Consider the following 25,358-nt stretch of genomic DNA (forward strand, 5'->3'; position numbering starts at 1 on the left):
TGGGTAGACAAAGATCGAAAATTTATGCTTCAAAAAGACTGGAATCGTCCTATTACTGATTCTAGTTTCTTCTTGAATGAAAAGCTCGCTTGGATGGAGCATTTTAAAATTGATCACGCTGTTGTTTTAAATTTATCTCAGTTATACGGAAATGGTTTAAGACTTGAAGAAATGAAGCAAGCCTTGCGATTTCAAAATGATTTTAATGCAAGAGTACAAAAAGAAAATCCAAGCAAATTCACTACAGGCTTTGTAGTACATCCTGGTTTTGTTAGAGGTGCATGCTGGGAAATTGAACGTTGTGTTGAAGAATTAGGCATGCAACTACTATGCTTACCTACGCATTACATGGACACTATTGGGACTTGGCGTTGTATTTTTGATGAAGAAAATGAACCTATTTTTGAACTGGCAGACAAATACAATTTAGCAGTTGAAGTACACCCTTATGATGGTGAAAAATTCATAAAATTAGAGAACACATCTTGGCGTTTTCATTTAATTTGGATGTTAGCACAATGCGCTGATGCGTATCATTTTTTAACCTTAAATGGGTACTATGAAAAATATAAGAATATGCGAATTTGCTTCGCTCACGGTGGACAATTAGCTCAGATAAATTTAGGGAGACGTATTCAAGGTTTTGATGGTCGTCCAGATTTATTTGAAGACAAAACGCATCCAAGAAAAGCTGTTGGACATAAAAATATATTTTTTGACACGTTAGTGCATGATACTGGTGGACTGGAGTTATTGATTAAAAATCAAGGGTCTAAACAAGTTCTTATGGGTTTAGATGACCCTTATCCTTTAGGAGAAATGGAGAGTGAGCAACAAAGTTCTTATCCAGGAAAAATATTAGATCTAGCAGTCGACAGAAATATTATTGATGACATACAACGTGATGCCATTTGGGAAGACAATGTCATTCAATGGTTGTGTGGTGATAATAAAGCTGCGAAACAGAAATTAGTGAATAGAATTCTGTCGTAATTTTAAATTAACTCATAAAAAAAACCCTTTCAACTCATTAAGAATTGAAAGGGTTTTTAGGTAGTAGAATATTTACAATCCTAATGCACTTGTACCTTGTTCAAAAACAACATCAACAGGAATATTAGCATCACTCAAACGATCTAAATCAGCTTGAAGCTCAGGAGAAATGATTCCACTTTCAGCTACTAAGTTTGAGACGCCTTCATAATCACCATTACCTTGTAATGTCAAGATTTTGTTTGATAATTTTTCCATAGCAGTTATCATTTTATCGAAATCTACTTTATAGGTTCCATCTTCATTTCTAGAAAAAGCACCTTGTTCTTTAAAGAAATTAAAACGAATCATATTAGCTTTTCCATGAGCAGAAGACGCTCCAAATCTCACAGAACGGAAAATACCTGCCATAAATGTCACCATATTATCTTTTAAATCTTCTTTTAATTCACCTTTAGCATTTAATTGTTGAATCATATATAATCCCAAAATATCTGCCTTACCTTCTTCTAAAGCACTAGCATGTTCTTTTAATGACGTTCTTACTGTTCCTTTACCATTAATCGTATTCTTTATACCTAAACCATGAGCAACTTCATGAAACATAGTATTGGCAAAAAACGCATCGAATGTAATATGTTTACGTTGACTTTCGTCAATTAACACATCAGAAATTGGCATTAAAATTTTATCAAATTTAGCACGCATCGCATTTTTAAGCTGCAAACGACGTGTTCCTTTTTGCAACTGTACTTCTTCATCATTAGGAAGATTGATAGCAATGGTTTTACTGCCAGAATTACAATCTCCAGCATAATACACAACATCATATGCATTTAAATCACTGTCTGTACCAGGTTTTTCTTGTTTGTATTTTTCATCAACTGGCAAACCTTCTTGAAGCTCAGGTAAGTAAGCACTAAATTTAGCTAACCTTTTACTCCACTCCATATCTTTAATGAGAACGTAAGCTTCGTGAGCAGCTTTGTTTCCAAATAGTTGATCTTCATAGGTTTCAATTGGTCCAATAACAATATCTAGTCTATTATTTTTCATGTCCATCCAAGCTAAATCGCTAAGTTGGTAGTTGTCATTTAGTAACGCTTCAGACCTGAGCTTAAGATACTTCTGTAAATCTTTATCATCTTCAGCAAGTTCAGCACATTGCTTAAGTAAATTTGATACTTTTTTCACTTCCTTTTCAAATTGTTTATGGTAAGGAATTGACATTAATTTTCCGTCATCATCACGACGAATAAACGTATACAAACTTGATTTATTTTTAATATCAGAAGCCTCAAACTCTTCCTTAGTCATGTCTTTAGGATAAAAATTTGCTCCTAAAGGTTTACCATCTATTCCAGAAACAAAAGAAGAATTGCCATCAAGACGATCCCATGGACCATAATTAATTTCCACATATTTTTTGGTATCTTCATCATCAATAGAATTTAATAAAGTGCTCTTATCGCCATAAGATTCAAACCAAAACAAATCATTCATTTTATCGGCAGCTTCAATAAGCAACGGAACCATTTGACGTTCTTTTTCTGTCAAACTACCAAGGTCTGCAGTAAGCTTGAAACTTACATATTTACTAAGGTTCTTCTCCATTGATGTCATCTTTTTTTCAGGTGTAACGACTTCCTCTTTTTTATCTTCTTTACATGAAGTAACTATCACTAATATGGACAGCAAGGCTATTATTTTTTTCATAAAATTTTATAAGTTATTAGTTTTCCAAATTTAATTAAATAAAAAGATTTTAGAAGAGCGTACAGTTATTTTTTTTTATTTTTTTTTAAGGTTTTTAATTAAACCATTTTAAAAACACATCTGCAAACGGATCTTGATTAACTACTGTATAATAAAACAGTGCTCCTAACCATCCATGTAACAAACCTAGAACGTATAAGTTTTTTGATTTTAAATAAATATATCCATAAACTAAGCCTAAAACAAATGTACCTATCATTAACCAGTTTATAGGATAGTGCACCAACGAAAACAATACTGCTGTTATTAATATTACTGAGATCTTGCTCAACTTCACATGTCTTAACGTATTCAAATTACCAGCAATGAGTCCTATGGTAAGAAATTGTTGTATCGTTCCCCAAATTGGATACGTTATTAGTAATGGCAAGATATGCCATGATAAATTAATTGTTCCTTGAACATATCCAATGATAAAAAATGAAAACACAGATAGAGCAGTAAAAGGCATCATCATTTTAAAAACAGCCTTAAAGTTATCTAAACGAAATCCCCAATCTTTTAAAACAAGCTGATCCTTCTTATAACGATAACAAACATAAATTGACCAACTCAAAATAGCAACTATAACGAAGGGTAATCTCCAATTTAAAAAATCCATAACTATAAATTTACCCAGAGCAGTTAAGACTACCCCAATTATTTCTAGCCATCGTACTTTATCAGAGATAGGTCTGGTCAATTTAAGGCTTGAGAATTCTACTAAATATTTTGTGAGTGTTGATTTCATAAGTATCTCTTTTAAAACCTCGCAGTAATTTACCACGAGGTTTATTGTTAGCAATAGCTAACCATCATCAAAACAAAAAAATCATATAGACTATAATTCCTTCAGCAATTCCTGTGATGATACTCATTCCTAAAATATCTTTAATCTTGCTTCTCAAAAAGAATACAGTACTTAAAATAGCCATAATCGCTGCAAGTAATATTTCAAGCGCTTGAATTTTAGATAGTAAAAAAGTGATTCCAGTAAATGCTACTGTAATTCCAGCTGTTATAAGACAAAATTTTATGATTTCATTTTTGGTATAATTACCTTCTTTAAAACCATTTCTTAAATCTCTTAAGATGGATAGAATAAACAGTAAAGGCACTACAGATAGAAAGGGAGCAAAAATAATTTTTATGCCTTTTACTATAGATAAGTCATAATAAAAGAAAAATGCGATGGCAGTAAAGGCCAATAAACCAGTTACTATTATAGACTGAAATGTAAAGAGTAATTCTCTTTTATTAGTATTCGATTTGGGTTTTGGACTGTTAATAATTGGATTCATAATTTAAATTTTTGATGATTGTACTTTTATTATTAAGCCGCTAGAAAAAAAACATGAATTGCTAATGACAGCAAGACACCACTTAAAATTCCGTTGACTTTTAAATTGTTATATAAAATATAATTCAACACATAACTACTAATTGTAGTTGAATTAATTAGGTGAGCAAAAATTAGATGGTCTTCCAGTTTCTGTTGCGTAACATATTCAACTAATTGCATACAACTAATGCTAACAACTAGAGTTGAAATGAGTAGTAAAATCGCTGGTTTTTGATTTTTTAATTTGTACTCATCTGTATTTTGAGGCAAAAAATGTTCTATTAATAGAAAGCGAATAAAAAATAACATTGGTATTGGAAATACTATTGATGCAACAATTTTAACCACATCCTTCAAGGTCTTGATCTCGTCATATCCTAAAAAAACCAAATAGACAAACACAACAACAGAAACACCAGTTGTGATAATAAATGCTGAATTTACTTGCTTAAGTTTCATCTTAAAATGTTAAGATATGTACTTGACTATTAGTTCGTTTTGACAGGAACGAAATAAGACTTTCATACTGTTCAATACATGCAATTTGAATTGACTTTGAAAAGATCACTAATAAACCAAAAAGCGTAATTAAAAGTGTTGTTTTAAAAACTGTTTTCATAATACTTTGTTTTGTTGATTATGAAACAAATGTGCAATGATAACTTGATTTAAAAAACACTGATTATTCAAAATACTGACGATAAAATATTATTATTTAAATAAATAAAGATTATTTTTATTACCATATAAAAAAATATACTGACGACTAAATGACAAACCTTAATACAATTATTGCAACGTTTTCTTCCGATGAGCAGCAGCGATTTATCAAATTTCTAGAAAAGAAGAATAAGCGAAACGACACCAAAAACATCCAACTTTTCAAACTATTAGTCAAAAACGAATTAAACTCAAAAGCACTTTGTCAGACCATTTATAAAAATGACAACAAAGTTGCATATCATGCACTAAGGAAACGCTTACACCAATCACTTATAGACTTTATTGCAAACACTAATCTTGAGGAAGAAAACTCTGTTGACATGCAAATCATTAAGTACATTCTTGCCTCTAGAACATTCTTAATTAAGAAGCAAACTAAAGTTGCTTATGCCATTTTAGAGAAAGCTGAAATTTTAGCTCAAGAGCATTCATTATTTCCAATTCTGAACGAAATATACCACACCAAAATACAATACGCTTATTTAAATCCTTCGGTTGATATTGAGTTGTTAATTAAAGCGTTTAAAATCAATCAAAAAAATCATCATTTAGAAGAAGAACTAAATATGGTTTATGCCAAAATCAGAAAAACCTTAGCAGATATAAATTACAAAGGTGAAGTTTTAGATTTTCAAACCATACTTGATAAATCATTAAAAGAACACAATATTAGCATTAATGATTCCATGTCATTTAAGTCATTATATCAATTAATGACTATCGTGAGTATTTCTGCTTTTGTTACGAATGATTATTTGAATATTGAACCTTTTCTTTTGAAAACTTATTCTAAGATTAAAAGCCATAAACTGAAAGACAAGCAACTGTATTATCATATTCAAATTGTATACATGATTGCAAACACTTTATTCAGAAACAAAAAATTTGAGGCTTCATTGAATCACCTAAAACTAATGAAGACGTTAATGGAAAGTCAACGAAAAAAGCATTTCAAAACTTTCGAAAGAAAATACATTTTACTTAAAGCACTAAATCTCAACTACTCAAATCGAAAAGACCAAGCTATTAAATACCTCGAAGAACACAAACAATCTAATCACCCAGACATTGAATCCGTTTTAGACATACAACTAAGTCTAATTATGGTTTACATTCAAAGTTCTAGATTCAAAGACGCCATACAAATTGTTTCTAAATTCTATCATACAGACAAGTATTATACTGAAAAAGCTGGTAAAGAATGGGTTCTCAAAAAAAGCTTAATAGAAATAATTTTACATATTGAATTAAGCAATATTGATCTAGTTGAATCCAGAATACTAAGTTTTAAGCGCAACCATTCCAACTATTTAAAACAAATTGGTCAAGAGCGAGTTATTAAATATTTACAATTTGTGATTGAATACTACAAGCATCCAGAGTTAGTAACTTCTGAGGCCTTTAAAACCAAAGTTGAAACTTCGTTCAATTGGGTTGAAGCTGAGCAAGAAGATATTTTTGTATTGAGCTTTTTTGGATGGCTTAAGAGTAAAATGGAAAATAAGCCACTTTATACAACAACTTTAGAGCTCGTTAAAATTGCTCAAAAAGTTAAATAGACGTTAAAAACCATTACTGATTAAACCTTACAACAAAGTCTTAGTCTTACCAATATCAATTAAAAACAAATACATACAAATTATGAAAAAATTAATGATGATTGCCATTGCTTTTTTAACTCTATCAGTAACTGCTCAAGATAAAAAAAACAAAAAAGATTTTTTAAAAGATTTATCAGCTGAAGAGATTGCAACTTTAAAAACCAAAAAGATGACTTTAGAGCTTGACTTAACTGAATCACAACAGTTAAAAATAAAATCTTTAATACTGGAAGAAGCAAATCACAGAAAACAACAAAAAGCAAAATTTGAAGAAAAAAAGAAAGACGAAAGACCCTCAAAAGAAGAACGTTTCACTAAGGCTAATGAGCGATTGGACCGTAAAATTGAACTAAAAAAACAAATGAAAAGCATCTTAAATGATGAACAATATAAAAAATGGGAAACGACTCTTAATCAGAGAGGAAAAAAGAAACAAAAAAAGACAACACAGAAATAAATCTTTAGAAAAACAATAATATTGATTGATTGATTTAGTTTTCAAAAAGCATTGGTTTTTTTATCAATGCTTTTTTATTTGTCATTTTAAATTAAAAATCATTAATTTAGTGACTTAAATTTTTATATAAAATTCATGATGATGAAAAAAATATTTACACTCTGCTTTTTTGCCCTTACACTTTTATTTAGCACTCAAGGAATAGATGCTCAAAACATAAAAGAAATAAACGCTGCAGCTTCAGAAAAAGCAAAAGCGGTAGGACAAACTGTAAAGATTCATAAAGACCAATTAGAAGATGTTTACCAAGCATATAAAGTATATGAAACATCTTTCCAAGGCTTAAGCAAAGATTTAGAAGCTAATCGAGAAGAATTAAAAATTATTAATATCGCTTTAGACAACAGATTAAAGGAAATCCTTAATGACGAGCAGTTTGAAAAATACATGGCTACATATAGAGCCAATTAATAATATTCTAAGAACCTTATTATAAAAAAGCCTGCTTAAATTTAAGCAGGCTTTTTCATTATAATTGTTTCGCTACTTTTCCAACAGCAGTAATCGTTTCATCAAGATCTTCATAACTCAAAGCATCTGTGATAAACCAAGTTTCAAATGCACTTGGCGCTATATAAACACCTTCGTTTAGCATGCCATGAAAGAAATTTTTAAAGGCATCGTTATTTCCTTTAGCTGAACTGTCGAAATCAACAACTTCATCTTCTGAAAAATGTATAGAAATCATTGAACCAACTCTATTAATTGTATGTGTAACACCTATTGCACTCAAAACTTTTGAGCACCCTTTATGCAAATAAGCAGTTTTATCTTCCAAACGTTGAAACAATTCGGGATCATTATCTATAGAAGTAAGCATCGCTAATCCTGCAGCCATTGCTAACGGATTACCACTTAATGTTCCAGCCTGATAAACACTTCCCAAAGGAGCTAAATGATGCATTATTTCATTTCGAGCTGCAAAAGCACCAACAGGTAATCCACCACCTATAACTTTTCCGAAGCAAACAATATCTGCATCAACACCAAAAAGTTCTTGACAACCTCCTTTAGCTAATCTAAAACCTGTCATTACTTCATCAAAAACCAGTAAAATATTGTGTGCATCACAAAGCGTTCTTAGTTCTTGTAAAAAACCATTCTTAGGTGGAATACACCCCATATTTCCAGCTACTGGTTCAAGAATTATGCATGCTATTTCGTTCTGATTAGCATCAATAAGTGCTTTTACATTTTCGATATCATTATATCTAGCCAACAAGGTGTCTTTAGCAGTTCCTTGAGTCACTCCTGGACTATTCGGGCTTCCAAATGTAACAGCACCACTACCAGCTTGAATTAAAAATGCATCACTATGACCATGATAACAACCAGTAAATTTTATTATTTTATCTTTTCCAGTATACCCTCTTGCTAAACGAACTGCACTCATACAAGCTTCAGTACCTGAATTCACAAATCGAATTTTGTCAATATTTGGAACCATCGATACAGCCAATTCAGCAATTTTAGTCTCAATTTCAGTAGGCATCCCAAACGAAGTACCTTGCTTAGTTTTTTCAACAACAGCGTTAACAACAGGCTCGAATGCATGACCTAACAGCATTGGTCCCCAAGAATTTATATAATCTATATATCGATTATCATCTTCATCATAAACGTAAGCTCCTTTTGCAGATTTTGCAAAAATAGGAGTACCTCCTACTGCCTTAAAAGCTCTAACCGGCGAATTCACTCCTCCAGGGATAACTTTCTCTGCGTCTCTAAAAAGCGCACTACTTCTTTTGTACAACATAAGTTTTTATTTTACAATCAGAATCTGACCGATTGACAATTCGTTATTTGTTAGATTATTTAATGATTTGAGTTTTTCAACAGTCGTATTATAGGTTTTTGAAAGCGAATATAAAGTATCACCTTTAACAACTTTATGATTAACTTCACTACTTATTTCGTTATTTCTTTCTGTACTACTTCTACCTAGAACTTCATCATCAAACGTGTAAAGTTGATAGCGTTCAATTAGACTAATTAATTTCTGAGGGTATTTCCTATCTGTAGCATAACCCGCAGCTCTTAAACCTTTAGCCCAACCTTTATAGTCATCTTCTCTAAGTTGAAATAATTTCGAATAACGTCCACGAGTCGTTAAGAAAGTAGAATGATCCTCAAAAGAAGATCTTGCATGTTTATATTTTCTGAAACACTCTTGCGATGCATCATCATCATGATAAATTTTCTGACCTTTCCAACCATGACATTTAATTCCGAAATGATTATTAGCTTTAACTGCTAAACGCCCTTTACCAGAGCCAGATTCCAAAATTCCCTGTGCTAAAGTTATACTAGCAGGAATTTTATACTTTCGCATTTCTTCTTTAGCAATCGCACTGTAATTTGCGATATAAGCTTCAGTAGAATTGGCATAAGTTGTTGTTTTTGAAGGCGATTTTGAAATAATATCCTTCTTTGGTTCCGTTTTATTTGAAACCTGCTCAATTTTAGGTTTACTATCCTTCTTTTTTGTAACAATTTTTCGTTTAGAACTACAGCTACAAACCAAAAAAGAGACTAAAAAAATAACACTAACTTTTTTCATAAATTATTAAACGATTAAGGGCTTATTTTGTTGTTGCAATTTTACATTCATGCCTTCAATTCCTTGTAAACCACCTGTATGTATAGCTAAAATTTTTGAGTTTTTATCAAAATAACCTTTGGACATTAAATCATAAATTCCATACATCATTTTTCCAGTATAAATTGGATCCAAGGGCACATTATACGTCTCTTTAAATGTATTAATAAATTGAATTAAATCTTCATTGATTTTTGCATAACCACCAAAGTGATAATCGGTATTAAGCTCCCAATTAGTCTTGGTAACAAATTTAGTGATTTCTTTGCTTAAAAAATCACCTTTTAACGCAGGAAAACCAATAATTTTCTGATCATCAGAACTAGAATTAATTAAACCAGATATTGTCCCACCTGTACCTACTGGACAACATATATAATCAAAGGTTTCATTTACATCATCCAAAATCTCTTCACATCCTCTAACTGCAAATTCATTGGTCCCACCTTCAGGAATGAGAAAAAAATCACCAAACTCTTTCTCTAGTTTCTTTATAAAATCAGGAGTTGACTTGTTTCTATACTGTTCTCTTGAAACAAATTTAAATTCCATTCCACAAGATTTCGAAAAGGAAAGTGTCGCATTTAAAGCATTGAAATCATTCAACTCTTCACCTCTAATTACTCCAATAGTTTTAAAACCATTTTCTTGTCCTGCATATGCTATGGCAGAGATGTGATTTGAATACGCGCCACCAAAAGTTAATAATGTCTTTTTATTACCCTTTTTAGCTTCAAGTAAATTGTATTTCAATTTTCTCAATTTATTACCCGAAACATACTGATGATTTAGATATTCTGGCTTTATAAAAACGTGATTATCAATTGAAATTAGGTTTTTATCCATAAAACAAAACACTTTATCAAATAAGTTAATAAATCTTTAAATTTTAACTAAAATTATATATTTTTGAGTAAATTTGGAAGCCTACATAATTATTGCTCTTCCTGATCTTAGTAAATCCTACATAAATTGACTGCAAAAATAAGTCTTTTTGTTGTGCCTTAAATTTAAAAATTATGATTAGAAAGTTACTTTTCTTCGTTGTATTAACATTTGTGTCTCAAACCGCCTTATCACAAGCCTCTGGTAATGATTGCGCTACTGCAACACCCATAACACTTCAGTATGGTACAACATTGTCTACTGGATTTCATGAAATTACTAACCCTCCAGCATACTTTAACACCTACACTGGCACAAATTGTACGGCAGGAACCACTTTTTATGGTGGTGGTCGCGATGGTGTATATTCAATAACAGTTGACGTAACAGGAGATTACACTTTTGATTTTGCTAATAATGGTACAACATGGAAATCGTTAGCTGTGCATTCAGCATGCCCAATCACTTTGGGTAATTGCTTAGGAAGTGCAGGTACTGCTGGAAATAGAGATCTTCCAACAACACTTACATTAACGTTGACTGCCGGAAATACGTATTACATAGTTATAGATTCTTGGCCACCAGCAGCTCAATATCCACCTACACCAGGTAGTGGTGTATTAAATCCAGCCTATGAATTACTCATAACAGCTCCTCTTTCTAATGACGAATGTATTAATGCTATTGAATTATTTTCAGACGTAGATTGTTCAATTAATACATACACAAACGATATAGCAACTGCATCTGCTGGAGCTCCTGCACCAAGTTGTGCTAATTACCAAGGTGGTGATGTTTGGTTTTCTTACGAAGTAAATTTTACTGGTGAATTCACAATTACCACTGAAGCTGGTGTAATGACAGATAGTGGTATGGCAGTCTATTCAGGAACTTGTGGTTCTTTAACGCAAATAGATTGCGATGATGATTTTGGAACTGGAGCTATGTCAACAATAACAGTTACTGGCAGAACTCCTGGAGAAATAGTTTATATTAGGCTTTGGGAATGGGGAAATAATAATAATGGTACTTTTGGTATTTGCGTAACTACACCTATACCACCAGGTGACACTGGTGTTTTTGATGATTGTGCTAACCAAAGAAGTCAATCTTTAACTTCAGATTTTGTTTGCCCTCCTGGAACAAATACATCTGATACGGTTTTTGGAAACCTTGATGGGCAACCAACTGCAGATAGACAATTTTCTAGTGCAAATTCGACAGTTTGTAATACTAATACTGGTGCTGCTAGACGATATGAAGCGATAAATTTCACAGTCCCTACAACAGGTCTTTATGTATTTGACATGACAGCTGCAGCTGGATTTGATGGGATGGGGTACATCATAGTAAATGATGGACTATACACCATTGGCTCATGTGCAACTGGAACTTTTGTGATTGGTGATGATGATTCTTCTGCTTTTGGTCTTAATTCTAGATTAACTGTAAACTTAACAATGGGAACACCTTACACTCTTGTCACAACAGAATTTGGTGGTGGAGGTACTGGTAATAGCCCATACACATGGACTGTTACTACTGGACCAGACGTTAATTGGGAAACAATATTACCAATTGAATGGTATACTGTGGCTGTCGGAGGAACACCTATAGAAACCGGACCAGGTTTTAACCCAGTAAACTATCCTGGCTCTGGATTAACAGACACTAGTGTGCCTGGTATTTACTCATACTGGTACGCCTGTCCTACTGCGCCTGCGTCAAGAACACGTGTAGATTATGTTATTGGAAAACATTGGTCTGGTGCAACATCAAGCGACTGGAATACTGCATCAAACTGGCATGGAAATTCTGTTCCTACAGATTCACAATGTTTGTACATTCCATCTGGAACTCCAAATGATCCTGTCATTGGAGATGAAATCGATGGCGATGGTTTAAACCTAACCATCAGAACTGGAGCTACCCTGACTTTAGCTGCCAATGCAAATGCAAATAATTTTGGCTCATCATTAACGATACAAGACAATATAGACATACAAGGAACGGGCTCTCTAATAGTTCAAGATGATGCTAATTTAATTCAAGTAAATGACACACCTCCTGCTCCAAACAGTGGAGACATAACACTCAATAGAAACGCAGACATAAGACTCTTAGATTATGTTTATTGGTCTAGCCCAGTACAAAACTTTGATGTCTCTGATGTGTATGGTGCTAACACACCAACTAATAGAATTTATCAATGGACTCCAACAACTGCAACAGGTTATTTAAGCATGCCTGGAAATGTACCGATAATTGTAGGAGATTGGGATTTAACAACTTCAGGAAACATGAGCCTCGGTAAAGGTTACGCTGTTAGAGGACCTAATGGTCACACGGCTGGAGTTTCAACAGCAACTGCATCGTTTGATGGTGTAGCAAATAATGGTGTCATTACACAAGGTATAAGTAGTGGAAATTATTCTGGAGGTGGCTTATTATACAATCCTTATGGTGCAGACAACTTAGCTGTAACTCCATTAGACGACAATTGGAATCTCATTGGTAATCCATACCCTTCAGCTATAGATGCTGATACATTTTTAATGCTTCCAAGTAATAATATTATAGAAGGATCAGTTCACATATGGACGCATGGTACTGCAATTGGTACTGGTAATGGAGATTCATTTTATGATGACTATACGTTTACTTATAGTGATTCTGACTATATCACTTACAACATATCTGGTAGTAGTTATCCTAATGAAACATTTGGAGGCGAAATTGCTTCAGGTCAAGGCTTTTTTGTATTAGCTCTTAATGATAATGAAACTGGCAATGTTACGTTTAATAACAGTATGCGTAGTAGAACTTACAGCAATACAGCATTTTATAGAAATGCAGAGAATGATGAAAATGTCACTAGCACTAACAACTTAGAAAGACACCGTATTTGGTTAAATATAGCTGACCAAAATGGTTCAGCATCAAATACTATGGTTGGTTATATTGAAGGCGCAACTCAACAAAAAGACAGATTATATGATGCGTTTTCAAGAGAAGTTAATAGCTTAAATATATATTCAAAAATTAACGACGAACGAATGGTAATTCAAGGTCGTTCACTACCGTTTGATGAATATGACCAAGTCCCTCTAGGAACTGTTATACCTCAAGCTGGTGAATATACTATTGCCATAAGTAAAGTTGATGGTTTATTTTTAGATGATAATCAGAATATTTATTTAGAAGACACGCAAACAGGAACAATTCACAACTTGAGAGCTACTCCGTACACTTTTACAGAAACTGAAGCCACAGATTATGAAGAAAGGTTCATTCTAAGATATACAAATGAAGCATTAAGTATAGACGATGTAGAATTTACTAATGTGAACATTATAGCGCCAAAAGGTGATTATATTAAAGTTAATTCTGAAAGAACTCCTATTGAAAGTATCGTTATTTACGACCTTTTAGGTAGAGCACTAATTAGTAAAAATGCTGTTGATAAAACAGAGTTTATTATAAACAACCACAATTTATCTAACGGAGCATATATTGTTGAAGTTACACTTACAAGTGGTCAAACTAAAACTCAAAAAGTAATCTTGAAAGACTAAATAGTCTAACAATTTTCTAACTTACACTAAAGACCTTAATTTATAAATTAAGGTCTTTTTCTTTATTGATAACTAGACTTTTAACCAAAAAAAGGAACACTTTAACAAAAAATGAAATAAATCCATAAATTTTTGTTAAAATAATATATTTTTGATTAAATTGTTGAGATTACATTCCCAGTATCTACTAAAACTTTATACCTCCCTAAAATGCAAATAAAAATGCAAAGGATTATGTTTTAAATATTTTAGATTATGATTAGAAAACTACTTCTTGTATTTATAATTGCAATTACACCTAAATTAGTTACTGCTCAAGCTCCAGGAGCAGATTGCGGCTCTGCAACTCCATTAGCTTTAGTTCCTGGTGGAACCATTTCTACAGGATTACAAACCACAGCAGGTTTAGGAGATAACTACGGCGTTGGTATAAGTTGTACTCCAGGATCTGGATTTTATGGAGATGCTACAGATGGCGTGTATTCGATTAATATAACAAGTGGAGGTGATTACACCTTTGCATTTGCTAGCACAGGCAACACCTGGAAATCACTGTCCATTCATTCAGGTTGTGCACCTACAAATGGGAATTGTGTAGGAGGAATAATAACAGCTAGCAATGCAGATGGAAATTCAGGTCCAGTAACTTTGACACCTGGCACCTATTATTTGGTGATTGATTCGTGGACTGCTTTAACACCATCTGCGAATTTCACCTTAGAAATAACAGCACCAATAGCAAATGACGATCCTTGTGGTGCGATTGCTTTAACTTCAAACATACCGTGTTCATATACCACATTTACAAATGCTGGTGCAACAGCTTCTGCGGGAATTACAGCTCCTGGATGTGGAAGTTACAGTGGTGGCGATGTTTGGTTTACAACTGTAGTTCCAGCTAGTGGAACGATTATAGTTGATACAAATACTGGTGTAATAACTGATAGCGGAATGGCTATTTATTCTGTTACTGGCACTTGCCCAACACCAACATTAACCTTAATTGAGTGTGATGATGATGATAGTGCTAATGGTGCAATGTCAGCAATTACTAGAACTGGCTTAACTCCAGGAGAGACAATTTATATTAGAGTTTGGGAATATGGAAATAACAACAATGGTACTTTTGATATTTGTGTCTCTGAGCCTCCTGGACCTCCTGTTAATGACCAACCATGTACCGCTACAAATTTAAATATAAGCACACCATGTTCATTTTCTACATATACTAATGAAAGTGCAACGCCTTCTTTTGGTGTTCCAGGTCCTGGTTGTGGAAATTATAATGGAGGAGATGTATGGTTTACAATTACTGTTCCAGCTGGTGGAGGTATTATTATTGATACTGATACGGGTGTTATGACAGACAGTGGTATGGCAATATATTCAGGAACTTGTGGATCACTTACACTAATTGAATGTGATGATGATGATAGTGATAATGGTGCAATGTCATCAATTACTAGAACCGGTTTAACACCAGGTGATACAATTTATATTAGAGTGTGGGAATACGCAAATAACAATAATGGTACTTTTGACATTTGCGTAACAGAACCACCTCCACCTCCAACAAATACAGATTGTACAACGGCAACAGATATGAATTGCGGACAGTCAATTTTTTCTACTACAACAGGAACAACTGGTAGTTTGGCAAATAATACGGGATGTACCATGAGTGACTATGGTGTATGGTTTCACTTTGTAGGTACTGGAGATATTGCTACAATAGATGTAACTCCTAATGGCTCATATGATACTGAAATTGCAGTGATGCAAGGTAACTGTGGATCATTAACTAACATATCTTGTCAAGATGGTTTTGGCTTAGATTCTTTCACATTTACAACATCTCTCTTAACAGATTACTATGTATATGTAGCACACTATAGCGATATAGGTACTACAACTGGTGATTTTACAATAGATTTATCATGTTCTCCACCAAACTGTACAGCAGGACCTGGAACAGGAATTTCTTCTCTTGGCTTACCTAATCTTGTAGCCACAGATACTAATGGTAGTAATCCAGCTGTTACTTCATGTGGTGTTGTAGGAAGTGTAGACCTTGAAGCTAGTTATTTATTATTAGGGGACCCAAGTGATTATAGTGTATCTTCTATAGCTTACAGTCCTCCATATCAATTTGACTGTTTGGCTAATCAGTTCTCAACTTTTAATGATGATACATGGTCTCCTGTCGTTAATATACCTTTTGATTTTTGTTTTTATGATAATGTCGCAGCTAATGCCTTTTCACAATTTCAAGCAACCGCTAATGGAGCCATGTCTTTTGATACTTATGCAGCTGGTTCGAATTGTGGTTATATCAATGATTGGAATGTACCAAGTGCTACTAATGCTGACGGATTAGGTGGAACACAATTTTATGGACGCTCGATATATGGAGTACATCATGATATTGATCCTAGTCAAGGTGGTGAAGTTGGTTACGAAACGATTACACTTGATACTGGAGAAAGAGCTTTTATTATGTCTTGGCACGATATACCAATGTTTTCTGACAATTCTATTTTGTACAGTGGTATGATGGTTTTATATGAGCATAGTAATGTTATCGATGTTTACATTGAAGAGAAAAATATTGACAACAACAATGTATTTCCTTGGAATGATGGAAATGCAACAGTAGCCATTCAAAATGATGCTACTACAGGTTTAGCTGCCCCAAACAGAAATAGTTTAGATACAAATTGGAACACTACCCAAGAAGCATGGAGATTTACTCCTACAGGTGGTGGCTTAGGATCAATTTCTACATTAACATGGTTTGAAGGCTCTGCGTCAGGAAATGGTAATTCAACAACTGGACTTACATCTTTAGGAAATAATGATATCATAACAGTTGCACCTTTATCTGACACAACGTATACCGCTGAAATAGTTTATAACTTTTGTGATGGTACAACATTGACTAGATTTGAAGAAATCTTAGTTCAAATCTCAAGTACAAAAATTTGGGATGGTTCTGAAGCTACAGATGATTGGATGAATCCACTAAACTGGTCTGACAATGCTATACCAACAGCTGTCGATTGTGTTGTTATCCCAGTCACCGGAAATGACCCTGTTATTTATGATAACGATAATGGAGACGGTTTAAATTTAACGATTGAAACAGGAGCTACTTTAACATTAACTTCTGATACTAATACAAACAATTTTGGTTCATCATTAACTATTCAAGATTATATAGAAATTCAAGGTACAGGAGAGTTATTTGTACAAAATGATGCTAGTTTAATACAAGTATATGACAGTTCTACTTCTGTGGCACCAACACAAATAAATTCTGGTGATATAGAATTATATAGAAATACCAGTATTAGACAAACTGACTATGTATATTGGTCAAGTCCTGTTCAAGGTTATGATGTCTCAAACGTATATGGTACTAATACACCTTTAAATTACATTTATGAATGGATGCCAACTGTTCCTACAGGAACATTTACACCAGGCGTACTCCCAACTGGTGGAATACCAATTTGTTATGGTAACTGGAATCCTTTAAATTCGGGAACGATGAATCTTGGTAAAGGATATATTGTAAGAGGTCCAACAAATCATACTGCAGGTGTGTCTACAGCAACTTCTGTGTTTACAGGAGTTCCAAATAATGGTGTTATTACACAACCTATAGAAAGTGGGTCTAACGCTTTTGGCAATAGTAGTTATACCTACAACCCATATGGCAATGATGTTTTGACAGTAACACCTTTTGATGACAACTGGAATCTTTTAGGAAACCCTTACCCATCAGCCTTAGATGCACAAACATTTTTAACTCATCCTAGTAATAACCTTATAGAAGGTTCTGTTCACATTTGGACTCACGGCACTCAAATTGGTAATAATGGTGATTCGTTCTATGATGATTTTGCATACACATACGATGATAATGATTATATAACTTATAATTTATCAGGTGTCTCAAATCCGAATCCTATTTTTAATGGAAAAATTGGATCAGGTCAAGGGTTCTTTGTATTGGCTTTAAATAATAATGAAAATGGCAGTAACAGTGTTACTTTCAACAATAGTGTGAGAGATAGATCTCATAGCAATACTGAATTTTTTAGACAAATAGATACGAACGAAAATGTTGCTAATTCTGATACAACAGAACGTCATCGTATCTGGTTAAATTTATTTTCTCCAAACGGATCTTCATCTAACATTTTAGTAGGTTATATTGAAGGTGCGACTCAAGAAAAAGATAGATTGTACGACGCATACATTAGAGAAGTAAACAACTTAAGCATGTATTCAAAAATAAATGATGAACGTATGATTATTCAAGGACGTTCATTACCTTTTGATGAAAATGACCAAGTCCCTTTAGGAACTGTAATTCCTGAACCAGGAGAATACGTTATTACTATAGGTAAAGTTGACGGTTTATTCTTAAATGAAAATCAAAACATCTATTTAGAAGATACATACGCTGGAATTATACACGATTTAAGAGCTAGCCCATATTCTTTTACAGAATCAGAAGCTATTGATTATGAAAATAGATTCATATTAAGATATACAAATGAAGTTCTCAGTATTACTGATTTAGAACTTAATGGATTAAATATTATCGCACCTAAAGGTGATTATATTAAGATTACTTCAAACAAAAGTCCCATAGAAAGCATCACTGTTTATGACTTATTGGGTAGAGTTTTATTTAATAAAGACACAATCAACCAATCTGAATTTATTTTAAATAATCATAACCTTTCTAGTGGAGCTTACATTGTTAAAGCAACCTTAGTAAGTGGGAATTCTAAATCACAAAAAATAGTTTTGAATGATTAAAATTTAGTATAATTTATAAAATTCCAAAAGGACCTTGATTTTAAATAATTTAGGTCCTTTTCATTTGTATATGCCTCTCTTTCAAATGAAATATTTTTATAGGCTTTAATCCAGTTTTTATAAACTACAAGACGAACAAAAAACTCAATGACATACCAAAAGTAAAAAGGTATAATTAAAAGTTCCAATTGTTGTCTTAAATGTATTTTTTCATGATTCAAAAGATACTTATTAGATTTCAAGACATCATATTTAAGAAATACAAATGGAAAAAATGTAATTCCTAAATACCCCTTTGGAACCAAATATTTAGATATTAAAATCATAGTTTGTTACACACAAAAATCAATCCATTTTGCATTATCTTTGTAATATATGAAGAAAATCATTCCATTAGAAGAAGGCGACTTTTATTTAACACCTGAAGGTTACCGTTGCTTTACAGAGCAATATCTTTTAAAAAGAGGCTACTGCTGCGAAAGTGGATGCAGACATTGTCCTTATGGTTTTGACAAAAACACTTTAAAAAAAAAGTAATGCACACAACACACGACATATCGTTCCAAGAACAAATAAAAGAAGGAATACCAAATATTCTACCGCAACCTAAACCCTATGAATCTTCAATAAACCATGCACCAAGACGAAAAGACATCCTGTCTTTAGAAGAAAAAAAGCTTGCGTTAAGAAATGCATTACGATATTTTGACAAATCGCATCACGCAGAATTAATTTCAGAATTCAAAAATGAGCTAGATACTTATGGAAGGATATACATGTATCGCCTTCGTCCAGACTACAAAATGTATGCTAGGCCGATTGAAGATTATCCGGCAAAATCTAAACAAGCTGCTGCTATAATGCTAATGATTCAAAACAATTTAGATTATGCAGTTGCTCAACATCCTCATGAACTCATCACCTATGGAGGAAATGGAGGAGTATTTTCAAATTGGGCTCAATATAGACTAACAATGAAATATCTTTCAGAAATGAATGACGAGCAAACACTGGTCATGTATTCTGGACATCCAATGGGATTGTTTCCAAGTCATAAAGAGGCACCTAGAGTAGTCGTGACAAACGGTATGATGATTCCTAATTATTCTAAACCTGATGACTGGGAAAAATTCAATGCTTTAGGAGTTACTCAATACGGACAAATGACAGCTGGTAGTTATATGTACATTGGTCCACAAGGTATTGTTCACGGAACAACAATTACAGTATTAAATGGTTTTAGAAAAATTAAAAAGGAACCTAAAGGCAATCTTTTTGTTACCTCAGGATTAGGTGGTATGTCTGGAGCACAACCAAAAGCAGGTAATATTGCTGGTTGTATCACAGTTTGCGCAGAAGTAAATCCTAAAATCACTCAAGTTCGTTTAGATCAGGGTTGGATAGATGTAAAAATAAGTGACTTAGATGAACTAGTTGCCCGTGTAAAAAGGGCGAAAGATGAAAAAGAAACGATTTCAATAGCATACCTAGGTAATATCGTTGATGTTTGGGAAAAATTTGATGAAGCTAGTATTTATATTGATTTAGGAAGTGACCAAACATCTCTTCACAACCCATGGGCTGGAGGCTATTATCCTGCTGATATGTCCTTTGAAGACGCCAACAACATGATGGCAAACAATCCAAAGTTATTTAAAGAAAAAGTTCAAGAAACCTTACGCCGTCATGCATCTGCTATAAATAAACACACAGCTAAAGGCACCTATTTTTTCGATTATGGAAATGCCTTTTTATTAGAAGCCTCAAGAGCTGGAGCAGATATTATGGCTGACAATGGTATTGATTTCAGGTACCCGAGTTATGTACAAGATATTATGGGACCAATGTGTTTTGACTATGGTTTTGGACCATTTAGATGGGTATGTGCATCTGGAAAACCAGAAGATTTAGAAAAAACAGATCGAATAGCCTGTGAAGTTTTAGAGCATATCAAGAAAAATTCTCCAGAGGAAATTCAACAACAAATGGCGGATAATATTCAATGGATAAAAGGCGCACAAGATAACAAACTGGTGGTTGGCTCTCAAGCAAGAATTCTTTACGCTGATGCCGAAGGTCGTCAAAAGATTGCTGAAGCATTCAATAATGCTATAAAAAAAGGAGATATTGGATATGTTATTTTAGGACGAGATCATCATGATGTTTCAGGAACAGATTCTCCTTATCGTGAAACCAGTAATATTTATGACGGCTCACGTTTTACAGCAGATATGGCGATTCAAAATGTTATAGGAGATAGTTTTAGAGGAGCAACTTGGGTTAGCATTCACAATGGTGGAGGTGTTGGCTGGGGAGAAGTAATAAATGGTGGATTTGGTATGGTTCTTGATGGTAGTAATGATGCGGAAAGACGCTTGAAATCTATGCTATTTTGGGATGTGAACAATGGTATAGCAAGACGAAATTGGGCAAGAAATGAAGGTGCAGTTTTCGCAATAAAACGTGCTATGGAGGTAGAACCAAATCTAAAAGTTACACTTCCAAATACAGTAGATGATAACATATTAGACTCGTTATAATTTAAAAAACAAATGCTATGAAAACATTAAAAACTAGTCTCGTACTCTTAATTACAGTGATTATTACATCTTGTAGTTCAGTAAGAGTTGCGGCAGATTATGATAAAGAAGCTAATTTTAATTCTTATAAAACTTTTGCTTTCTTTAAAACTGGAATAGACAAAGCCGAAATAAGTGATTTGGATAAACGTAGAATTTTACGTGCCATTGAATCTGAATTATTAGCAAAAGGTTTTACTAAATCTGAAAACCCAGACTTACTTGTGAGTATTTTCACCAAATCTAAACAGCGTGTTGATGTATACAACAATTCTTGGGGTATTGGTGGCTGGGGCTGGGGAGGCTTTGGTCCTGGATGGGGATGGGGTTGGAATAACCAACCCGTTGTTTCCACACAATCTGAAGGCACCTTATTTATCGATCTTATTGACAAAGAAAAAAAAGAGCTTATTTGGCAAGGAATGGGTACAGGTTATATTTCTAAAAAAATGGAGAAAAAAGAAGCACAAATCAAAGAATTTGTATCTAAAATAATGGAAAAATATCCTCCAGAAATTAAATAAATAGATTTATAAATAATAGAATGATAAGCATCAACTTGAAAGTTGATGCTTATTAGTTTTATAACATGAGTTTTAAGCTTCATATATAAAAGCCTATATTTGCCGACTTTTAAGGCAAGTATTATGATATTAGGACAAACCACTAGGAAAAACTTTACTCAAAATCCGAAAAATGATATTCTTTCAGGATTAACAGTTGCATTAGCTCTAGTTCCAGAAGCTGTAGCTTTTGCTTTTGTTGCAGGTATTGATCCATTAGTAGGACTCTATGGTGCCTTTATGATGGGAATTGTAACTGCTCTTTTTGGTGGTCGACCAGGAATGATTTCAGGAGCTACCGGAGCTATGGCAGTTGTTATGGTGCACCTCATTCAAAAAGGTAATGAAGTTGGTATTGGTCTTGAAACTCCAATAGAAAATCTTGGACTACAATGGTTATTCATCACCTTGTTATTAGTTGGTGGTATTCAGATACTTGCAGGTGTTTTTAAATTAGGTAAGTTCGTGAGACTTATCCCTCATCCAGTAATGATGGGATTTGTTAATGGTTTAGCTATTGTTATTTTTCTTTCACAATTAGGGCTGTTTCCTAACGCTGTTCCAAAAGACATTTCTATTTGGTCTGATACCTCGGAATGGTTTTCCGCCCTGTTTTCAAATGCTACGTTCTGGAAAATGATGGGATTCATAGGATTAACTATGGGAATCATGTATGGTTTACCTAAACTTACCAAGAAGATTCCTGCAGCACTAATTGCAATTATTGTAGTTGCCTGCATAACTATTTTCGGCGGAATTGAAATGAGCACAGTAGGCTCATTTATTCAAGAAGGAGGTGGACAAGGATTAGAAGGAGGGTTGCCTACATTTCAAGATCAAATATTTGGTTTGTTTAACACATTATCTGGACATTGGGATTTAATCTTTTCAACTGCATTCATTTTAGCCGCAGTAGGCTTGATAGAATCTTTGATGACACTTAACCTCATCGATGAGATGACAGAAACAAGAGGTAATGGTAATAGAGAATGTATCGCTCAAGGTGGTGCTAATATGCTAAATGGACTATTTGGTGGAATGGGTGGATGTGCTATGATTGGACAATCTATTATTAATGTAGATTCAGGTGGACGAGGCAGACTATCAGGAGCAGTTGCAGCCGTTGCCTTATTATGTTTTGTGCTTTTTGGAGCCCCTTTAATTGAACAAATCCCAATTGCTGCTCTAGTTGGAGTTATGTTTATGGTCGTTATCGGAACCTTTGCTTGGAGTAGTTTCAGAATCATTAGAAAAATCCCATTATCCGATGCTATCGTATTAATAGCAGTTTCCGCAATAACAGTATGGAAAGATTTAGCAATTGCTGTAATAGCTGGTGTTATCATTTCGGCACTGGTATTTGCATGGAAAAATGCTACCATGATTAGAGCACGTAAAAGAATACAACCTGACGGTACAAAAACATATGAAATTTGGGGACCATTATTCTTTGGATCAATACAGAACTTTAATTCAAAATTTGATGTCAAGAATGATCCTCAACACATCGAAATAGACTTTGTCGAATCAAGAGTAAGTGATCATTCAGCTTTAGAAGCCATTTTTAATTTAGTAAGTAAATATGAAGCCGAAGGAAAATCTATAAAACTAAGACACCTCAGTGAGGATTGTAAAGTACTACTCTACAAAGGAAACCCTAAATTTAAAGAAGTTATTGTTGAAGATATTGATGACCCAAGATATCATTTGGCAGCAGATCCTGAGAAATTCACGAAACCTTTATCTGAATACAATATATAAAAAAAGCGACCTAATTAGGTCGCTTTTTTTATCATCAATATTAATTAAATTATAAATCTTTAGACATTGCTAAGTATTTTTTTAACTGATCTTCAGTTAAAATTTCTTTCAACGTATCTGAAATATATCTTTCCATTCTTGAAGTAATTGCTTTTTTCTTCTTAGAATCAGCTCCAACCAAAGATTTATTTGATTTCTGTTGAGTTTCTACAAAAAGATTATAAACTTTCTCTTGTTGTTTTTCATTTAAGCCTAAATAATTAACTAAGCTTTCTGTTTTCTTTTTTGCATTTTCCCTGATATAACTTAAATCATAGGTTTTAACTTCTTTTTCCAATTTAGCTTGTGCAGTTACTGACTGATTTCCTGCAAATAAAAATAAAGCTGCTGCTATAAGTAAAATACTTCTTTTCATAATAATGTTAAATAAATTAGTAGCTCAATATACAAAATTTAAAAAGACATAAATCGTTAATCAATAATTATTTAAACACTTACATAATAATATCATTAGTCCATTTATAAGGTTCAGGAATATCTGTATCATCAATAAGCTGTCTAATATCAATTTCTATACCTCTACTCATATTAGTTATTGGTACATCATTCGGACCACCTTCAAAAGGGTTTTCTGTGTTTTCTCCAATAGCTTCCATGGTATGAAACACCCAAGCGAGCATAGTACTAAAAGGAATTGAAAACCAAACAAAATGATGTGCTATAAATTCTTGAATGTGATGTAGTGTTGATGTATGTGATTTATGATTAGCTAAATCAACTAATATATGCTCTCCTATAGATTCAAAGCCTTCCATAATTCCAAAAGGTAAGAGGATTATAAAAATCCAAACAAACAAATAATTTAGTGTAGCAAATTGCCTTGGATAAGGAAAGTTTTTAATTCGTTCGCTTTTACCTTGAAGTGTGTAAAATTCTTTCAGCATGTTTGCCATTTCCATATGCCTAAAATCTTCAATCAACCCTTCTTGCATCAACTCTTTTAATCTACGAGATTGCACTCCTAAAAACTGTGAGGCCTTATTCCCTTTGGCAAAAACTTCATTAAATTCAGTTTCAGAAATATATGACTTAATAGCATCATCAAGTGGTGTTTCTTCTTCACATATTCTATATTGAGACTCTCTAAATTCTTGATTAGACCGTTTCGCTTTTAAGTGCATTTCCCATGGTTTATCTCCACGCAATTGATATCTTAATGCTGTTAACCAAGCCACATGGCGATGCACTAATTCTCTATGAACTTGAAATAGTTCTTCTTTTGAGAGTTTTGTTTTAGTATGATCATTATTGATAAAATCCTTGACCATAATTGTCCAAGTTCGAGACGCATTTACTATTCCTCCCCAAATCTTACGTGCTTCCCATAATCTATCATAAGATGCATTATTTTTAAAACTCACAATAAATGCAACTGCAGTACCTAAAACGCCCAAAGGCAACCAAGGCACATGAAGCCATTTGAGTCCTGCAACATCAAACAAGAAAACAGGGATCGTAGCAAGAATAAGAAACAAAAAAATGTGTCGACGTGTCCATTTTATAACGCCAAGCACTGGAAATATTCGTCTTGTATACATATAAATAATTTATAGTACAGTAAGATACAAAAAG

Annotated in this window: 20 protein-coding genes; 10 read left to right on the forward strand and 10 right to left on the reverse strand. The window is 33.4% G+C overall.

Annotation, left to right across the window (positions count from 1 at the left end; all coding sequences use genetic code 11):
- The coding region (locus AB8B90_RS01575) for an amidohydrolase family protein (protein WP_405332990.1) at window positions 1–993 on the forward strand (993 nt) is incomplete at its 5' end.
- 72 nt (window positions 994–1,065) lie between these two features.
- Here AB8B90_RS01575 and AB8B90_RS01580 read toward each other — a convergent pair.
- From AB8B90_RS01580 to AB8B90_RS01600, 5 genes are all read right to left on the reverse strand, one after another.
- Window positions 1,066–2,709: a dipeptidyl-peptidase 3 family protein gene (locus AB8B90_RS01580; RefSeq protein WP_405332992.1), complete on the reverse strand. Its 1,644-nt coding sequence runs from the start codon at window positions 2,707–2,709 to the stop codon at window positions 1,066–1,068.
- 94 nt (window positions 2,710–2,803) lie between these two features.
- A complete protein-coding gene (locus AB8B90_RS01585) occupies window positions 2,804–3,499 on the reverse strand; it encodes a CPBP family intramembrane glutamic endopeptidase (RefSeq protein ID WP_405332994.1) in 696 nt (231 codons plus the stop codon).
- A 67-nt stretch (window positions 3,500–3,566) separates the two neighbouring features.
- The gene (locus tag AB8B90_RS01590) at window positions 3,567–4,049 is read right to left on the reverse strand and encodes a hypothetical protein (RefSeq protein WP_405332996.1); all 483 of its coding nucleotides are present in this window, start codon (window positions 4,047–4,049) and stop codon (window positions 3,567–3,569) included.
- A 32-nt stretch (window positions 4,050–4,081) separates the two neighbouring features.
- A complete protein-coding gene (locus AB8B90_RS01595; RefSeq protein WP_405332998.1) occupies window positions 4,082–4,549 on the reverse strand; it encodes a hypothetical protein in 468 nt (155 codons plus the stop codon).
- Window position 4,550: 1 nt separating this feature from the next.
- On the reverse strand, window positions 4,551–4,709 hold the full coding sequence (locus tag AB8B90_RS01600) for a hypothetical protein (RefSeq protein WP_405332999.1): 159 nt from the start codon (window positions 4,707–4,709) through the stop codon (window positions 4,551–4,553).
- Between the two features lie 151 nt (window positions 4,710–4,860).
- On the opposite strand from AB8B90_RS01600, the gene AB8B90_RS01605 reads away from it, so the two are divergent.
- The 3 genes from AB8B90_RS01605 to AB8B90_RS01615 all read left to right on the forward strand — a co-directional run bounded on the left by AB8B90_RS01605 (window position 4,861) and on the right by AB8B90_RS01615 (window position 7,342).
- Window positions 4,861–6,372 (forward strand): hypothetical protein, encoded by a 1,512-nt coding sequence (locus AB8B90_RS01605; protein ID WP_405333001.1) that lies wholly within the window; start codon window positions 4,861–4,863, stop codon window positions 6,370–6,372.
- 82 nt (window positions 6,373–6,454) lie between these two features.
- Window positions 6,455–6,871 carry a hypothetical protein gene (locus AB8B90_RS01610; RefSeq protein ID WP_405333003.1) on the forward strand — a complete coding sequence of 139 codons (417 nt, stop codon included), beginning with the start codon at window positions 6,455–6,457 and terminating at the stop codon, window positions 6,869–6,871.
- 141 nt (window positions 6,872–7,012) lie between these two features.
- Window positions 7,013–7,342, forward strand: coding sequence for a hypothetical protein (locus AB8B90_RS01615; RefSeq protein ID WP_405333005.1), 330 nt, complete (start codon window positions 7,013–7,015; stop codon window positions 7,340–7,342).
- Between the two features lie 58 nt (window positions 7,343–7,400).
- Here the strand turns inward: AB8B90_RS01615 and hemL are convergent, their stop codons facing one another.
- From hemL to AB8B90_RS01630, 3 genes are read right to left on the reverse strand one after another with little or no spacing between them, the layout of a single operon-like run.
- The gene (gene hemL / locus AB8B90_RS01620; RefSeq protein ID WP_405333007.1) at window positions 7,401–8,687 is read right to left on the reverse strand and encodes a glutamate-1-semialdehyde 2,1-aminomutase; all 1,287 of its coding nucleotides are present in this window, start codon (window positions 8,685–8,687) and stop codon (window positions 7,401–7,403) included.
- A 6-nt stretch (window positions 8,688–8,693) separates the two neighbouring features.
- A complete protein-coding gene (locus AB8B90_RS01625) occupies window positions 8,694–9,491 on the reverse strand; it encodes a glucosaminidase domain-containing protein (protein ID WP_405333009.1) in 798 nt (265 codons plus the stop codon).
- A 6-nt stretch (window positions 9,492–9,497) separates the two neighbouring features.
- The gene (locus tag AB8B90_RS01630) at window positions 9,498–10,376 is read right to left on the reverse strand and encodes a 1-aminocyclopropane-1-carboxylate deaminase/D-cysteine desulfhydrase (RefSeq protein WP_405333011.1); all 879 of its coding nucleotides are present in this window, start codon (window positions 10,374–10,376) and stop codon (window positions 9,498–9,500) included.
- Between the two features lie 173 nt (window positions 10,377–10,549).
- Between AB8B90_RS01630 and AB8B90_RS01635 the strand changes: the two genes are divergently transcribed.
- The 6 genes from AB8B90_RS01635 (at window position 10,550) to AB8B90_RS01660 (ending at window position 23,726) form a co-directional block, all read left to right on the forward strand.
- Window positions 10,550–13,990, forward strand: coding sequence for a T9SS sorting signal type C domain-containing protein (locus AB8B90_RS01635; protein ID WP_405333012.1), 3,441 nt, complete (start codon window positions 10,550–10,552; stop codon window positions 13,988–13,990).
- Between the two features lie 255 nt (window positions 13,991–14,245).
- Window positions 14,246–18,823, forward strand: a complete 4,578-nt coding sequence (locus AB8B90_RS01640; protein WP_405333014.1) for a T9SS sorting signal type C domain-containing protein — start codon at window positions 14,246–14,248, stop codon at window positions 18,821–18,823.
- Between the two features lie 375 nt (window positions 18,824–19,198).
- Window positions 19,199–19,360, forward strand: coding sequence for a DUF5522 domain-containing protein (locus AB8B90_RS01645; protein WP_405333016.1), 162 nt, complete (start codon window positions 19,199–19,201; stop codon window positions 19,358–19,360).
- A gap of 17 nt (window positions 19,361–19,377) precedes the next feature.
- Complete coding sequence (locus AB8B90_RS01650) at window positions 19,378–21,363, forward strand: urocanate hydratase (RefSeq protein WP_405333058.1); 1,986 nt, start codon at window positions 19,378–19,380, stop codon at window positions 21,361–21,363.
- A gap of 17 nt (window positions 21,364–21,380) precedes the next feature.
- Window positions 21,381–21,926: a DUF4136 domain-containing protein gene (locus tag AB8B90_RS01655; protein WP_405333018.1), complete on the forward strand. Its 546-nt coding sequence runs from the start codon at window positions 21,381–21,383 to the stop codon at window positions 21,924–21,926.
- A 123-nt stretch (window positions 21,927–22,049) separates the two neighbouring features.
- Window positions 22,050–23,726 carry a SulP family inorganic anion transporter gene (locus tag AB8B90_RS01660; protein WP_405333060.1) on the forward strand — a complete coding sequence of 559 codons (1,677 nt, stop codon included), beginning with the start codon at window positions 22,050–22,052 and terminating at the stop codon, window positions 23,724–23,726.
- A 49-nt stretch (window positions 23,727–23,775) separates the two neighbouring features.
- On the opposite strand, the gene AB8B90_RS01665 is transcribed toward AB8B90_RS01660, so the two are convergent.
- Both AB8B90_RS01665 and AB8B90_RS01670 read right to left on the reverse strand, forming a co-directional pair.
- Window positions 23,776–24,141 (reverse strand): hypothetical protein, encoded by a 366-nt coding sequence (locus AB8B90_RS01665; protein ID WP_405333020.1) that lies wholly within the window; start codon window positions 24,139–24,141, stop codon window positions 23,776–23,778.
- Window positions 24,142–24,220: 79 nt separating this feature from the next.
- The gene (locus AB8B90_RS01670; RefSeq protein WP_405333021.1) at window positions 24,221–25,324 is read right to left on the reverse strand and encodes a bestrophin family protein; all 1,104 of its coding nucleotides are present in this window, start codon (window positions 25,322–25,324) and stop codon (window positions 24,221–24,223) included.
- Window positions 25,325–25,358: the final 34 nt, after the last annotated feature.

It is taken from the genome of Psychroserpens sp., from assembly GCF_045105015.1.
Lineage (GTDB): Bacteria > Bacteroidota > Bacteroidia > Flavobacteriales > Flavobacteriaceae > Psychroserpens.